At 62.8% G+C, this 14992-nt stretch carries 13 protein-coding genes and 4 tRNA genes; 5 read left to right on the top strand and 12 right to left on the bottom strand.

From position 1 onward, the window contains the following. Positions 1-58 precede the first annotated feature (58 nt). Positions 59-2275, bottom strand: coding sequence for a DNA internalization-related competence protein ComEC/Rec2 (locus AC5QPF_RS08915; RefSeq protein ID WP_494962877.1), 2217 nt, complete (start codon positions 2273-2275; stop codon positions 59-61). 141 nt (positions 2276-2416) lie between these two features. Here AC5QPF_RS08915 and AC5QPF_RS08910 point away from each other — a divergent pair, with 141 nt between their 5' ends. Further along, entirely contained in the window at positions 2417-2956 is a 540-nt protein-coding gene (locus AC5QPF_RS08910) for a DUF2062 domain-containing protein (protein ID WP_494962876.1), read from the top strand. On the opposite strand, the gene AC5QPF_RS08905 is transcribed toward AC5QPF_RS08910, so the two are convergent. The 3 genes from AC5QPF_RS08905 to AC5QPF_RS08895 all read right to left on the bottom strand — a co-directional run bounded on the left by AC5QPF_RS08905 (position 2924) and on the right by AC5QPF_RS08895 (position 5401). After that, positions 2924-3703: an ABC transporter permease gene (locus AC5QPF_RS08905; protein WP_494962875.1), complete on the bottom strand. Its 780-nt coding sequence runs from the start codon at positions 3701-3703 to the stop codon at positions 2924-2926. The genes AC5QPF_RS08910 and AC5QPF_RS08905 overlap by 33 nt on opposite strands. Further along, on the bottom strand, positions 3700-4632 hold the full coding sequence (locus AC5QPF_RS08900; protein ID WP_494962874.1) for an ATP-binding cassette domain-containing protein: 933 nt from the start codon (positions 4630-4632) through the stop codon (positions 3700-3702). Before AC5QPF_RS08900 ends, AC5QPF_RS08905 begins: the two co-directional genes overlap by 4 nt. Positions 4633-4777: 145 nt before the next feature. Then, the gene (locus AC5QPF_RS08895; RefSeq protein WP_494962873.1) at positions 4778-5401 is read right to left on the bottom strand and encodes a glutathione S-transferase N-terminal domain-containing protein; all 624 of its coding nucleotides are present in this window, start codon (positions 5399-5401) and stop codon (positions 4778-4780) included. A gap of 177 nt (positions 5402-5578) precedes the next feature. On the opposite strand from AC5QPF_RS08895, the gene AC5QPF_RS08890 reads away from it, so the two are divergent. Continuing rightward, positions 5579-8026, top strand: coding sequence for an acyl-CoA dehydrogenase (locus AC5QPF_RS08890; protein WP_494962872.1), 2448 nt, complete (start codon positions 5579-5581; stop codon positions 8024-8026). 77 nt (positions 8027-8103) lie between these two features. After that, positions 8104-8514: a PA2817 family protein gene (locus tag AC5QPF_RS08885; protein WP_330077807.1), complete on the top strand. Its 411-nt coding sequence runs from the start codon at positions 8104-8106 to the stop codon at positions 8512-8514. Positions 8515-8636: 122 nt separating this feature from the next. Here the strand turns inward: AC5QPF_RS08885 and AC5QPF_RS08880 are convergent. The 4 genes from AC5QPF_RS08880 to AC5QPF_RS08865 form a co-directional block, all read right to left on the bottom strand. Then, positions 8637-8712: transfer RNA gene (locus tag AC5QPF_RS08880), tRNA-Gly, on the bottom strand. 4 nt (positions 8713-8716) lie between these two features. Continuing rightward, positions 8717-8792, bottom strand: a tRNA-Glu gene (locus tag AC5QPF_RS08875). A 106-nt stretch (positions 8793-8898) separates the two neighbouring features. Then, a tRNA-Gly gene (locus AC5QPF_RS08870) sits at positions 8899-8974 on the bottom strand. Positions 8975-8976: 2 nt separating this feature from the next. Further along, positions 8977-9052: transfer RNA gene (locus AC5QPF_RS08865), tRNA-Glu, on the bottom strand. A 332-nt stretch (positions 9053-9384) separates the two neighbouring features. On the opposite strand from AC5QPF_RS08865, the gene AC5QPF_RS08860 reads away from it, so the two are divergent. Beyond that, the gene (locus AC5QPF_RS08860; RefSeq protein WP_494962871.1) at positions 9385-10152 is read left to right on the top strand and encodes a hypothetical protein; all 768 of its coding nucleotides are present in this window, start codon (positions 9385-9387) and stop codon (positions 10150-10152) included. A gap of 41 nt (positions 10153-10193) precedes the next feature. On the opposite strand, the gene AC5QPF_RS08855 is transcribed toward AC5QPF_RS08860, so the two are convergent. Together AC5QPF_RS08855 and AC5QPF_RS08850 are read right to left on the bottom strand one after the other, a co-directional pair. Continuing rightward, positions 10194-10676: a free L-methionine (R)-S-oxide reductase MsrC gene (locus tag AC5QPF_RS08855; protein ID WP_494962870.1), complete on the bottom strand. Its 483-nt coding sequence runs from the start codon at positions 10674-10676 to the stop codon at positions 10194-10196. Continuing rightward, positions 10673-11563 (bottom strand): DUF815 domain-containing protein, encoded by an 891-nt coding sequence (locus tag AC5QPF_RS08850; protein WP_494962869.1) that lies wholly within the window; start codon positions 11561-11563, stop codon positions 10673-10675. Before AC5QPF_RS08850 ends, AC5QPF_RS08855 begins: the two co-directional genes overlap by 4 nt. A gap of 125 nt (positions 11564-11688) precedes the next feature. Here AC5QPF_RS08850 and AC5QPF_RS08845 point away from each other — a divergent pair, with 125 nt between their 5' ends. Next, positions 11689-14007: a response regulator gene (locus AC5QPF_RS08845; RefSeq protein WP_494962868.1), complete on the top strand. Its 2319-nt coding sequence runs from the start codon at positions 11689-11691 to the stop codon at positions 14005-14007. On the opposite strand, the gene AC5QPF_RS08840 is transcribed toward AC5QPF_RS08845, so the two are convergent. Then, positions 14000-14485, bottom strand: a complete 486-nt coding sequence (locus AC5QPF_RS08840; protein WP_494962867.1) for a glutathione peroxidase — start codon at positions 14483-14485, stop codon at positions 14000-14002. The genes AC5QPF_RS08845 and AC5QPF_RS08840 overlap by 8 nt on opposite strands. A gap of 34 nt (positions 14486-14519) precedes the next feature. Then, complete coding sequence (gene msrB, locus AC5QPF_RS08835) at positions 14520-14912, bottom strand: peptide-methionine (R)-S-oxide reductase MsrB (RefSeq protein ID WP_458975793.1); 393 nt, start codon at positions 14910-14912, stop codon at positions 14520-14522. Positions 14913-14992: the final 80 nt, after the last annotated feature.

The following is a 14992-nucleotide window of genomic DNA, read 5'->3' as shown; positions in this document are numbered from 1 at the left end:
GGACCCCCTCGGAAAAAGTCCTGCACTCTACCATAGGGGCCGTGGCTGCCGAAGGCTGTCATGTCGGTTCACGCCAGAATCGCGGCCGTTCACGCAGACCTCGCGCCTCACCGAAGCTCCCAAGACGCAAGTACACGGCGCCGAGCAAGGCGCTGTCGTAGGTAGTGATTTGCCGCGCCGCATAGCGGGCCATCACCAGCGGCGAGGGATGGCCAAAGCCATTGTGACGGCCACGGGAAATCAGCACGGCGCGCGGTTTCAAGGCATCGAGGAAACGTGCGCTGGACGAGGTGCGACTGCCATGATGCGGTGCCTGCAGCCAATCCACCGGACCAGCCTGCGGGCCTTGCAGCCAGGCCTCCTCGGCAAAACGGTCGATATCGCCAGCGAGCAGCAAGGTCTCACCCGAGGCGTCGACCTTCAGGACGCAGGAATGCTGGTTGCTATCGTCGGCACCCGACCATTGCCAAAGGGAGAAGCGCACGCCGTCCCACTCCCAGTGCGCACCGCTGGTGCAGGGCTGCATCGGTAGCCCGGAGGTCGGTTCGCCGGCGATCACCCGTTGTACCGGCAGGCCTTGCCACACTGCGGCAGCACCTCCGGCGTGATCGGCATGGGCATGGCTGAGCAGCATTAGGTCCAATGCCTCTACGCCCAGCTTGCGCAGGCTCGGCAGCACCACACGCTCGCCAAGATCCAGCACCTCCCGGGCAGGACCGGCGTCATAGAGCAGCGCGTGCTCGCGGGTCCGTAGAACGAAGGCCTGGCCCTGCCCCACATCCAGCTGCCAGACATCCACCTGCCCCAGCGGAATCTGTTCGCGGGGTGCGAAACCGGCCAGCAATACCAGAGGCCAGCCGAACGCCCGCATCGGCAGGCCCGCCGGCAAAAGAAGCAGGAACGCGCCCAGGCACACCAGCAACCACACCTCCATTGGCAGCGCAGGCGCAGTCCAGGCAGGACGCCAACTGGCCAGCCAGCCCAGCAACTCGAAGAGCACGACGAGCAAGCCACCGGCCAGCCAGAGCAGCGCCTCCCCCACGAATGGCAACGGCAGCAGGACCGTGCCCGCCAAGGCCAAGGGCAGGACCAGCGCACTCAGCCAGGGCACCGCGACCAGATTCGCCAACGGCGCAGTGAGACTGACCGGCAACCCCAGCGCCAGAAGCACTGGAAACAGGCCGATAGCGATACACCATTGCGCCCTCCCCCAGGCTCGCCACAACGGCCAGGCGCCCAGACGCGCACTGAACACCGTCACCAGCACCCCGACAGCAGCGAAGGACAGCCAGAATCCGGGTAGCAGGCCGGCCAGCGGTTCGAAAAGCAGCACGGCGTTCAACGCGATCAATAGCGGCCAGGCGACACCCAGGTGACGAAAGCGCAAGCGCCACAACAGCACGACCGCGAGCATCACGCAGGCGCGCTGCACCGGCACCTGAAAACCGGCCAGCAGGCCATAGCCAAGCGCCGCAGCGAAAGCCAGCCCGCACGCCCACGGCAACCAGGCTCGGCTCGGCGGCCACCAACCGAGGCGGAACAAGCCGGCTACCAGCCCGTAGACCAACCCTGCCAGCAGACCAATGTGCTGGCCGGAAATCACCAAAAGGTGCACGGTACCTGTCGCCTGGAGCATGCCCCAGTCTTCGCGCGCCAGTCCCCCACCATCGCCGAGCACCAAAGCCGCGAGAGCCGCTTCCTGTCCTTGGGCATCCACGGCGAGCAGGCGCTGCCGGATACCGTCGCGCCAGGCGCCGCTGGCAGTGGACAGGCGTTCGCCATCCTTCACAGAACCCAGGCCGCCGATCCGCCTTGCCAGCAAGGCGGCTTCCGGGTCGGCTGCATGAGGATTGAGCAAACCCTGAGGACGCTTGAGCGTGACGGCCAGGCGCCAGCGCTCGCCACTGTTGATCAGCGGCGCATCGCGCCAGGTGAGGCGCAGTCGCGAGGGCAGATCGGCGCGCCTAGAGTGCGGCGCCTCCAGTTCGAAGCGGACCCGGTCAGCGTCGCGCGTCGGCAAGCCGACCACCCGTCCCTCGACCCATAAGGTGCGGCCATCAAGGGTCGGCGCCAGTCGGTCATCCAGCGCACGCTGTGCCGACTGCACGGCCCAGCACACCCCGAAAAGGAACAACGCCAGCGGGAAAAGCCGCCGCCACAGGCAAATCAGCCCGAGGGTGGCGATCAACAGCCACAGACTGACGGACGGCAAGACTGGAAGAAAGACCGGACAGATCAGTCCGATCGCGAGCGCCAACATCCCTGTGCGCGTCATCTGAACCCCGGATAAAACAAAACGACACCGCAGGCTTAGCCCATGGCGAGGCCTGGTTCACTTATTAATTGTCACAAAGTCTGAATAGGCACAGGTTGTAATGCGTGCATACTTGCCTCCTTCCGCACGCCGAGACCCCACATGCCGCGTCGACTTTTCAAACGCTACATGCCCGATCCGACGGTCATCAGGGAACACAAGTCCTTACGATTTCTCGGTCGGCTGCTGCATGACGCCAACCTCTGGCACCTGAATCGCCATTCGGTGGCGCGGGCCATGGCGGTGGGCCTGTTCGCCGCGTTCATCCCGATACCGCTGCAGATGCTCCTGGCCGCCAGCCTGGCGATCCTGGTACGGGGCAACATGCCGATCGCGGTGAGCCTGGTCTGGCTGACCAACCCGATCACCATGCCGCCGGTGTTCTATTGCACCTACCAGATGGGTGCCTGGCTGATGGGTGTGCCGCCGCGCACCCTGCCCGAGGAAATCACCTTCGACTGGATCACCGAGCAACTGTCGACCCTGTGGCAACCGTTCCTGCTCGGCTCGGTGGTATGTGGCGTGCTGCTCGGCGCCCTCGCCTATTGCCTGACCATGCTCTACTGGCGCTGGTGGGTGGGCAGGCAATGGCGCCGGCGCAAGGCGAAATCAGCTGCGCATTCCGCGCCCGCTGACCAGTAGGCGCACACAGCCGAAGTACAGCGCGGCGGTGGCGATCAGCATGAAGGTGATGGCGATGCTGATCTTGATGTCCGACACGCCGAGAATGCCATAGCGGAACGAGTTGACCATGTGCAGCACCGGGTTGGCCAGCGACACGGTCTGCCAGAACGGCGGCAGCAGGTTGATCGAATAGAACACCCCGCCCAGGTAGGTCAGCGGCGTCAGGACGAAGGTCGGGATGATCGAGATATCGTCGAAGTTGCGCGCGAACACCGCGTTGATGAAGCCCAGCAGCGAGAAGATCGTCGCAGTCAGCACCACCACGAGGAGGGTCACGCCCAGGTGATGCACCTGCAGGTGGGTGAAGAACAGCGACAGCAGGGTCACGATCACCCCCACCGCCAGCCCCCGCAGAACGCCACCCAGGACATAACCAACGAGGATGGTGTGCGGCGACACCGGCGAGACCATCAACTCCTCGATGGAACGCTGGAACTTGCTGCCGAAGAAGCTGGAGACCACGTTGCCGTAGGAGTTGGTGATCACCGCCATCATGATCAGGCCCGGGACGATGTACTCCATGTAGGTGAAGCCGCCCATGTCGCCGATCTGCCGGCCGATCAGGTTACCGAAGATGACGAAGTACAGGACCATGGTGATCGCCGGGGGCAGCAGAGTCTGCGGCCAGATCCGGGTGAAGCGGCGTACTTCGCGGTAGACGATGGTATTGAGGGCGACCAGGTTGGCGCGCAGTTCCGAACTCATACCGCCACCTTGGACAGGTTCTTTTCAACCAGGGACACGAACAGCTCCTCGAGACGATTGGTCTTGTTGCGCAGGCTGGTCACCTCGATGTTCTGCAAGGCCAGTTGGCCGAACAGCGCGGTGATACCCACTTCCTTGTCTACCTGGACTTCCAGGGTGTGCGGGTTGATCAACCGGCACGGGTAGCCGGCCAGTAGCGGCGCCTGGGCCAGTTCATGCTTGAGGTCGAGGACGAAGGTCTCGACGTGCAGCTTGCCCAGCAACTGGCGCATGCTGGTGTTCTCGACGATGGTGCCGTGGTCGATGATGCCGATGTTGCGGCACAGCTGCTCGGCTTCTTCGAGATAGTGGGTGGTCAGGATGATGGTGATGCCCTGCTGGTTCAGCTCGGTGAGGAAGGTCCACATCGAGCGACGCAGCTCGATGTCCACCCCTGCGGTCGGCTCGTCGAGGATCAGCAGGCGCGGTTGATGCACCAGCGCCCGGGCGATCATCAGTCGGCGCTTCATGCCGCCGGACAGCGAACGCGACGGCACGTCGCGCTTGTCCCACAGGCCGAGCTGGGTCAGGTACTGCTCGGCGCGCTCGTTGGCGACCTTGGCCGGGATGCCGTAATAGCCGGCCTGGGTGACGACGATGTCGAAGGTCTTCTCGAACTGGTTGAAGTTGAATTCCTGCGGCACCACACCGATGCTGCGCTTGAGCGCGGCAGGGTTGCGGTCCAGGTCATGGCCGAAGACGCTGACACTGCCGCTGGTCTTGTTCACCAGGGTCGAGAGAATGCCGATGGTGGTGGATTTGCCAGCGCCGTTGGGGCCGAGCAAGGCGAAGAAGTCACCTTCGGCGACGTCCAGGTCAATGCCTTTGAGGGCCTGGAAGCCGTTGCCGTAGGTCTTGGTTAGCTGCCGAATGGACAGGGCTGAACTCATAGCGGGTCTGTGCACCGTTCGAATTGTTCGTGAATCAGGCTGTGACCGCTCGGGACGGTCGCGACAAGTGTGGCCATGGTGCAAGCCCCGGCCACACAAGTACAGTCAAGTGTATCGATAATAACTATCACATCGAGCGAAGCGATCAGGTCAGCGCAGTCATCACCGCCGCCTGATAGGCCGGACGCTCGCGCAAGCGCTCATACCAGGCGCGCAGGTGACGCATCTCCGGACGCTCGATGGGCATCTCGAACCAGGCGTAGACGAAGCAGCCCAGGGGGATGTCGCCCATGCCCACTTCCTTGCCAGAGAGGAAGGGTTGTGAGGCCAGCGCTTCATCGGCGATGGACAGCAGCTGCGCGCAGGTCTTGTGCGCCGCGTTGATCGCGACCCAGTCCCGTTGCTCCTCGGGGGTACGCAGGATGCCCCAGAACAAGGGGCGGAACGGCGTGGCCAGGGACGAGGTGGTCCAGTCCATCCATTTTTCCGCCTTGGCCCGCTCGACCGGATCCTGCGGGGACCAGGCCGTACCCGGCGCATGCTTGCCACCGAGGTAGCGCACGATAGTGTTGGATTCCCACAGCACCAGGCCATCATCCTCGATCATCGGCACCAGGCCGTTGGGATTGAGCGCCCGGTAATGCGGCTCGTTGACCACGCCGAAGGCACCGCCGGCATCCACGGCCTCATATGCCAGTCCCAGCTCTTCCGCGCACCACAGCACTTTGCGTACGTTGCTGGAATTTTTCCGACCCCAGATCTTGAGCATTTTTACATCCTGTTACCTGCGAGGGAGGCCCAGTCTACTCCAGCACGGCGCGCAGGCAATCGTTGGCGAACTCCATCAGCAAGGACCTGTCACTGTTCAGACGAGGCCGTTCTGCAGAAGCGGGCTAGGCTCTGTTGGACGTACTGACACGTGAAAAGGCTTCCAGGAGGAAACACTATGTTGCTGTTGTGGTTAGTGGTGCTGGTACTGGGCGCGGCCTGGCTGGCGCATCGACGGACACCGGCCTTGCCGGCCCTGGCACTTGTCGCGGTGTATGTCATCGCCATGGGTGTCTTTTCCCAGGCTCCGGGCTGGCTGACCTTCCTGCTGTTGCTGGGGGTCGCCGCCATCTCCGCCCCTCTGCTGTTCCCCGACCTGCGCCGCAGGCTGTTCAGCGCGCCGCTGTTCGCCTGGTTCCAGCGCACCTTGCCACCGATGTCGACGACCGAACGCGAAGCCATCGACGCCGGCACCGTCTGGTGGGACGGAGAGCTGTTTAGCGGACGCCCGGACTGGAACACCCTGCTGGGCTATTCGAAATCCGAGCTGAGCGCCGAAGAACAGGCGTTCATCGACGGCCCCACCGAAGAACTCTGCGCCATGGTCAGCGACTGGCAGATCGGCCAGGACATGGACCTGCCGCCCGCTGCCTGGCAACACATCAAGGATCACGGCTTCTTTGCGTTGATCATTCCCAAGGAATACGGCGGCAAAGGCTTCTCCGCCTACGCCCACTCCCAGGTGGCGATGAAGCTGGCGACCCGCAGCGGCGACCTGGCGTCCACCGTGATGGTGCCCAACTCCCTCGGCCCCGCCGAGCTATTGCTGCACTACGGCACCGACGAACAACGTAACCACTACCTGCCACGCCTGGCCCGTGGCGAGGAAATCCCCTGCTTCGCCCTCACCGGCCCGTTAGCCGGCTCCGATGCCGGGGCGATGCCAGACACCGGGATCATCTGCAAAGGCCAGTGGAATGGTGAAGAAGTCATTGGCCTACGCCTGACCTGGGAAAAGCGCTACATCACTCTAGGACCGGTCGCCACCCTGCTCGGCCTGGCCTTCAAGGCCCATGACCCCGAGCACCTGTTGGGCGACCAGGAAGACCTTGGCATCAGCCTGGCACTGATTCCGACCGACACCCCCGGTGTAGAGATCGGCAAGCGCCACCATCCGTTGGGCGCCGCCTTCATGAACGGCCCCAACTCGGGCAAGGACGTATTCGTCCCGCTGGACTTCCTCATCGGCGGGCAGGCCATGCTCGGCAAGGGCTGGATGATGCTGATGAACTGCCTGTCCGTCGGGCGCTCGATTTCCCTGCCGGCGGTGGGCACCGGCGCCGCCAAGTTCACCAGCCTGGTCAGCGGCCAGTACACACAGGTGCGCGAGCAGTTCAACGTGCCGCTGGCTGCCTTCGAGGGCATCCAGGAATCCCTCGCGCGCATCGGCGGCAACGCCTGGCTGATGGACAGCGCGCGCCTGCTGACCGCCAAGGCCGTCGACCTCGGTGAGAAACCCTCGGTGCTCTCCGCGATCCTCAAGTACCACCTCACCGAACGCGGCCGCGAGTGCATCCAGCACGCCATGGACATCCATGGCGGCAAGGGCATCATCATGGGCCCGAACAACTACCTGGGACGCAGTTGGCAGGGGGCGCCGATCTTCATCACCGTCGAGGGCGCCAATATCCTCTCGCGCAACCTGATGATCTTCGGTCAGGGCGCAATCCGCTGCCATCCGTTCGTGCTCAAGGAAATGGCCCTGGCTGGTCGCGAGGACCATGACCAGGCGCTGCGGGAGTTCGACAACCTGCTGCTGCAACACGTCGGCTTCGCTGTGGGCAACGCCGCCAGCACCCTGGTGCTTGGCCTGGGCCTGGGGCATTTCGAGAAAGTCCCCGGAGATTCGCTGAGCCAGGGTTACTTCCGTGCACTGAACCGCCAGGCCGCGGCCTTCGCCCTGCTCGCCGACCTGTGCATGATGCTCCTCGGCGGCGAGCTGAAGCGCCGCGAACGCCTGTCTGCGCGCCTTGGCGATGTGCTCAGCTACCTGTACCTAGGTTCGGCAGCGCTCAAGCGCTATCACGACCTCAACTCCCCCTCGCACCTGCAACCGCTGCTGCGCTGGGCCATGGAGGAGAGCCTGGGTCAGGCGGAGCGGGCGCTGGACCGGCTGCTCGACAACTTCCCCAACCGTTTCCTCGGCTGCGCGCTGCGTCTGGTGGTATTTCCGTTCGGCCGCCGACACACCGGGCCGAGCGACGAGCTGGACGCAGAAATCGCCGCACTGATCGGCAGGGGGGCCGGCGATCCGGCACTGGAAGATTTGCTGACCGGTTGCTATCGCCCAACTGACCCGGAGGATCCGGTCGGTGCCCTGCAACACGCCAGCCAGTTGCTGGCGGAAAGCAGCGAGCTGCACAAAAAACTGCGCCATGCCCTTAAAAACAGCGAATTCACGCCTGATGCCGGCGAACCACTGGTCGACGCGGCCCTGCGCGTCGGGGTCATCAATAGTACCGAGGCACAACAGTTGCGAGATGCCGAGGCCGCGCGGCGCAAGGTCATCGACGTCGACGCTTTCACCAAGGAGGAACTGCTACCCAGCGCCGGCAAGGTGCGCTGAGTTCAATCCAGCCGGGACATCGGGCGCGAGGGGCCGTATACTCCCGCGCCCGTTTTTTGCTTTCAGAGGATTGCCGCATGGCCAATGCACACCTGGACTATCATCTCGTCCTGCTCAACCACCTGCGCAGCATCCTCGCCGCCCTCGGCGAAGCCGAACAGGTCCCGGAAGAAAGCCACGCGCTGTTCCTCGAACGCTTCGACGAACTGCTGGAACAGCTGCCGCAAGACCCACTGGAAAGCCAGTATCTGGGCCAGGACCTGATGTGCCAGGTCATCCAGCGCTATCCACAGATTGCCCACTTGGTCCCTCGCGACCTGCTGTGGTTCTTCGGCGGCGATTGCCTGCACTTCATGCCGGACGAGGAATTGGATATGTACCAGGCCCTGGAAGAGCGCCGCTACGAAGCCGAGCAAAATGACGAACCGTTCGACTGGAATCAGGAAAAGCAGTTGCTGAGCATGTCCGACCGGGACAGTCGGCACTGAAAGAAAAACGCCGCTTATCCAAGCGGCGTTTTTTGTGCGGGTATTAACTTGCAGAAACGAAAAAAGGACCCGGAGGTCCTTTTTTCTGACTACCCGACCCGAGGATCCAGTAGCGCCATATTTGGAGCGGGAAACGAGACTCGAACTCGCGACCCCGACCTTGGCAAGGTCGTGCTCTACCAACTGAGCTATTCCCGCATATTGGCGTCCCCTAGGGGACTCGAACCCCTGTTACCGCCGTGAAAGGGCGGTGTCCTAGGCCACTAGACGAAGGGGACTCTGCCCAAAACGCGCTTTGCACGTTTTAGTGACCAGTATCTAAACCTGAGGTTTTGATACTGGATTTTTTTACAAGCCTCGCCGTGAAGCGAAACCTAAGTAAATTGGAGCGGGAAACGAGACTCGAACTCGCGACCCCGACCTTGGCAAGGTCGTGCTCTACCAACTGAGCTATTCCCGCATTGGCGTCCCCTAGGGGACTCGAACCCCTGTTACCGCCGTGAAAGGGCGGTGTCCTAGGCCACTAGACGAAGGGGACACACTACAACTTTTCACTCCCTGCCGCGTTTCGCTGTGTGCTTTACGCTGCAAGTGGCGCGCATTCTATGGATGCTTTGAGGGGGCGTCAACCCCCAAATAGAAATTTATTTAAATCAATGACTTCGCTGCGTTTCAGGCCCACCCGACGGGTAGCTGCCCTCTTGTTTCGCAAGCGCCAGCCGACAAAGGAAAAAGCGGGGAGAGAATTGTCCATCTGTGACCCAGGGCAAATTGCCACCAATCCCCCTCATGCTTCTGCCAAACAGCCCTATCCGGGTAAATGGGAAGCCACTACACTCAATCGGTATACAGACTGACGAGGCGTGAACGGTGACACCACTAATGATTACCCTGCTTATAGTCGCGGGGATCGCCTTACTGATCGTTATCGGCTACCTCAACAACGTAGTCGAGAACAGCAAGCTGGAGCGCGCGCGGCTGAAAGTCGAACTGGCCGAACGCCTGCGACGCGTGGGCGAGATCACCGAGACTTTCCCCGGCCAGCTGATGACTCCAGCCCTCAAGCTGCTGCTGACACGCCTCGAGCTCAACCTCAACCAACGCCAGTTGGCCCTGGACAAGAACAACGGCGATATCCGCGGACGTATCGGCGAGCTGGAAACCCTGATCGCCCAAGGCGAGTCCCTGCCGGTAGGCAACCCGCCGAGCCCGATCCAGACCGAGGCCAAGGCCAAGGATGTGCGCTTCCTGCTGGAGGCCATGCACAGCCAGGTAGTGCGCGCCAACCAGGAAGGTTTCCTGGCCACCAACGAAGCCAAGTACTGGGTCAAGGAAATCCGCCACATCCTCGTGGTCCTGCACATCGAGTTCTTCAACAACCTGGGCCAGGCCGCCCTGCAGCAGAACCAGCCCGGCCATGCCCGCCTCGCCTTCGAGCGCGGCGTGCAGTATCTGCGCAAGCAACCGGAGCCAGGCCAGTACCGCGAACAGTTGGAGTACATGGAGAAACTGCTGGCCCGGGCCAATGCCATGGTGCTGGACACCATCGAGCCGACCGCGGACGACGTCAACGCCCTGACCGAAGGGCTGAAGACCGACGAAGAAGAGAACTGGAAGAAGAAGGTCATCTACGACTGATCTTCTCCAAATAGATGGGGCCGCTTTGCGGCCCCAAATGCTTAGCAGTCAGTCGCAGCCAGGAAGATCCCCGCCAACCGCTCCAGCCCCGCCTGGTCCTCGACCCCGAAACGCGCCAGCTTCGGACTGTCCAGGTCCAGCACGCCGATCAGGCGCCCCTCCTTGACCAACGGAATCACCAGTTCGCTGTTCGATGCACTGTCGCAGGCGATATGCCCGGGAAACGCATGCACGTCCTCGACCCGCTGTGTCTCCAGGCTGGCCGCCGCCGCGCCACAGACGCCACGGCCGAACGGAATACGCACGCAAGCCACCTGGCCCTGGAACGGGCCGAGCACCAGCACCCCGTCGCGGTTGAGATAAAACCCTGCCCAGTTCAGGTCTTCGACCTGGCTATAGAGGAAGGCGGAAAACTGCGCGGCATTGGCAATGAAATCACGCTCGCCGCAGAGCAAGGCCTCCAGTTGCGCCGCCAGCAGGGCGTAGCCGTCGAGGCCGGAGCCCGCCGCTTTCAAATCGATCATGTGTGTTGCTCCAACAGTTTGAGTCCGACCCAGTAACGGGCGAACTGATAGGCACAGCGGCCATTGCGGTTGCCACGGCCGGTCGCCCAGCGGATCGCGGCCTTGTCCAGTTCGTCGTCACGCTGCCAGACCAGCCCCGGGCCCTTGGCCAACTGGCCGATCCAGTGCTCGACGACGTTGAGGAAATGCTCCTGGGTGAAGGGGTAGAACGACAGCCACAGGCCGAAGCGGTCAGACAGAGCGATCTTGTCCTCCACCGCCTCGTTGGGATGCAGCTCGCCATCGACCATCTTCCAGTTTTCGTTGTCGCTCTGCTTCTCCGGTACCAGGTGGCGGCGGTTCGACGTGGCGTACAGCAGCACGTTGTCCGGCGCCTGCTCCAGCGAGCCATCGAGGACACTCTTGAGCACCCGGTAGTCACCCTCCCCGGCTTCGAACGAGAGGTCGTCGCAGAACAGTACGAAGCGCTGTGGCAGCTTGTGCAACTGCTCCACCACCCGCGGCAAGTCAGCGAGGTGATCGCGCTCGATCTCGATCAGACGCAACCCAACGGCGGCGTACTCGGCCAGCAACGCTCTCACTAGCGAGGACTTGCCAGTGCCACGCGAACCCCACAGCAACGCGTGGTTGGCCGGCATGCCGTCGAGGAACTGACGGGTGTTCCGGCCCAGTTGCTCGCGTTGCAGATCGACACCGATCAGGTCGGACAAGCGGATGTCGAGACTGACCTCCAGCGGCAACAGAAAACCGCTGCGACCGTCACGCTGCCAGCGCGCTGCCAGGCAACCGCTCCAGTCGATCTGCGGACGCGGCGCCGGCAACAGGGGTTCGAGCCGGGCCAATACACTTTCGGCTCGGTCGAGAAAAGCATTGAAACGAGAGTCCACGGGAATTTCCTCAGTCAGATCCAGGTATATAAAGGAGCGAACTGAATGTGTGACAGTCATGCCAGCAGCCGGGGTTGATCGGCTATGCTTGCGCAGCGCATGGAATGTGGAACTGGCTCGGGACCATGGATATCAAGTTCACCAATCGCCTGTCGTACAAGCAAGCCCGGCTGACCGTCCTCGTCGGCTTCATCCTGGGAACCTTGCTCAGTCTCATCCAGATAGGGATCGATTATGCCAGCGAAGACGCGTCCATCAACCGCGAGATGCAGGCATTGCTGGATATCAGCCATAACACCGCCTCACGCATTGCCTACAACATCGATTCGGAACTGGCTCAGGAACTGACCCTCGGCCTGCTGCAATCCCCCGCCATCGTCCGCGCACGCCTGATCGACAACAACGACACCGTGCTCGCCGACATGCAACGCCCCCGCGAAGAAAGCACCTACCGGGTGCTCAGCGACTTCTTGTTCGGCAACAACCGGGAATTTCGCAATCGCCTGTTTCTCAACCATATGCCCGACGAATACCTCGGCACCCTGTACCTGGACGTGGATACCTTCGCGTTCGGCAGTCGCTTCCTCAAGCGTGCGGAAATCACCCTGCTCAACGGCTTCGTGCGCAGCCTGGTGTTGACCGGCATCCTCCTGGCGCTGTTCTACATGATGCTGACCAAGCCGCTGGTACGGGTGATCAGCGCCCTGAGCAGCAGCGATCCGCGGGATGCCAACCAAGGCAAGCTGCCCTTCCCCGTTGGCCACGAACACGACGAGATCGGGGTACTGGTGAAAGTCGCCAACCAGCAATTCGTCACCATGGCCACCGAAATCCAGCAGCGGCGCACCGCAGAAAACCGCTTGACCGACTACCTGAACGAGTTGGAGAACATCGTCTCGGCACGCACCAACGAACTCAAAGCCAGCAACAGCCGCCTCAGTCAGTCCAACCTGGAGCTGGAGGACGCGCGCCGTCGCGCGCTGGACATGGCCCAGGCCCGCGCCGCCTTTCTCGCCAACATGAGCCATGAGATTCGCACGCCGCTCAATGGACTGCTGGGCATGATCGCGCTGTCGCTGGACAGCCCGCTGAACGCCGAACAGCGCCAGCAACTGTCGATCGCCCATGACTCGGGCAAGGTGCTGGTGGAACTGCTCAACGATATCCTCGACCTGTCCAAGTTCGATGCCGGCCAACTGGAGCTGGAGCGCATCCCCTTCGACCTTGGCGCCTTGGTAGAGGACACCGCCAACCTGCTGTCGCAGAACACCGCGCCGAACGTCGAGCTGACCTGTCTGATCGATCCGAAATTCCCGTCCATGGTCCTCGGTGACCCGACCCGGGTCCGCCAGATCGTGAGCAACCTGCTGTCCAACGCGCTCAAGTTCACTCGCTTCGGCCGCGTCGACGTGCGCCTGAGCACCCAGGCAGGCGGCGTGCGCATTGACGTATGCGACACCGGCATCGGGATCGACCCGGAAGCCCAGACGCGCATCTTCCAGCCGTTCACGCAGGCCGGCGCCGGCATTACCCGGCAGTATGGCGGCACGGGCCTGGGCCTGACCCTGACCAACAACCTGTGCGAGGCCATGCAGGGGCGTCTGAGCATCAGCTCGGAAACAGGCTTCGGCAGCCAGTTCAGTGCTGAATTGCCCTTACCGAGCCACAGCGCCGCGATAATGCCCGACCTCTTGCGCGGCCAGGTCATCGCCATCAGCAACGCAAAAAGCGGCCTCGCCGAACTGCTGCAGACCTTGCTGCCGCGCTGGGGCCTTCATTATCGGCGGCTGGACGACCTCGACGGTCTCGCCGGCGAAACCCCGGACCTGCTGATCACCGACGACCTGGACTGCGTACTGGCCGCCCGCCCTGGGATCAAGGCTCCGATCCTGCTGATCACCGCCTACGGCAACTTCCTGCCCGGCGAACAGGCGAGCAACCTCACGCCTCTGCAGCAACAGGCCCGTCCATTGGCGCGCGGCGCGTTGTACCAGGCTCTGCGCCGGGTGCTCGCGCGGATCGAGGAAGGCGCGCCGGTGGAACTGGCCGATAAGCCCGCCAGCCTGCGCCGCGGGCGGATCCTGCTGGTGGAGGACAACCCCGTCAACCAACTCGTGGCCAAGGGCATGCTGGGCAAGCTCGGCTGCGAGGTGAGTGTCGCTGCCCATGGCGCCGAAGCACTGGAGCTACTGGAGGAAGGTGCGTTCGACCTGGTGCTGATGGACTGCAACATGCCGGTGATGGATGGCTACGAGGCCAGCCGGCGCATTCGCCAGAGCGGGCGCTGGCCGAATCTGCCGATCGTCGCCCTGACTGCCAATGCCATGCCCGAGGAACGCGAGCGCTGTCGCGCCGCGGGCATGAACGACTACCTGGCCAAGCCCTTCCGCCGCGAGGAACTGGAAGCGCTGATCGACCACTGGGCGCCGCCGGCGATCACTTGAGCAGCGACTCGATGTCGCTGCTCAAGGCGTCCGGCTTGGTGGTGGGAGCGTAGCGGCTGACCGTGCCGGTCTTCGGGTCAAGGAGGAACTTGGTGAAGTTCCACTTGATTCCCTGGGAGCCGAGCAAGCCGGGAGCGCGCTTCTTCAACTCGACGAACAGCGGATGGGCAGCCGGGCCATTGACGTCGATCTTGCGGAACAGCGGGAAACTGACCCCGAAATTCAACTCGCAGAACTGGGAGATCGCCGCCTCGTCGCCCGGCTCCTGCTTGCCGAACTGGTTGCAGGGGAAACCAAGCACAACCAGGCCGTGCTCGCGGTATTGCTGCCAGAGCGCTTCAAGTCCCTTGTATTGCGGGGTGAAGCCACACTGACTGGCGGTGTTGACGATCAGCACGGCCTTGGCCGGGAAATCCGCGAGGGTCTTCTGCTCGCCCTTGATGGTGGTGCAGGGGATGTCCAGCAATGGTCCTGCCATGGATCGCGCTCCTTGTAGTGATGAAGGACGCGCGTCAACGCGCCTTCAGGTCCAGACACACCGAGTTGATGCAGTAACGCAGGCCGGTCGGCGGCGGCCCGTCGGGAAATACATGGCCCAGGTGCGCGTCGCAGCGGGCGCAGGTGACTTCGGTACGGATCATGCCGTGGGAGGTGTCGCGGATCTCGATCATCGCGCTGTCCTCGATCGGCTCGTAGAAGCTCGGCCAGCCACAGCCGGAGTCGAACTTGGCACGGGAGTCGAACAGCGGCGCGTCGCAACAGATGCAGTGATAGACACCGTCGGTCTTGGTCGAATTGTACTTTCCGCTGAACGGCCGCTCGGTGCCCTTCAGGCGGCACACCTGATATTGCGCGGGATCGAGCATCTCGCGCCATTCTTCAAGGGTTTTCTCTAGCTTTTCCATCGGCAGGCCTCGGCAAATCAAAAAGCCCGTGCTGCTTCTTTTCGTCGGCACGGGCGAGACGTATTATTGCGCCTCAATTC

The sequence above is a fragment of the Pseudomonas sp. Con_6 genome, assembly GCF_059379395.1.
The sequence above is the reverse complement of the archived record's forward strand: the minus strand, read 5'-3'. Positions and strand labels throughout refer to the sequence as shown.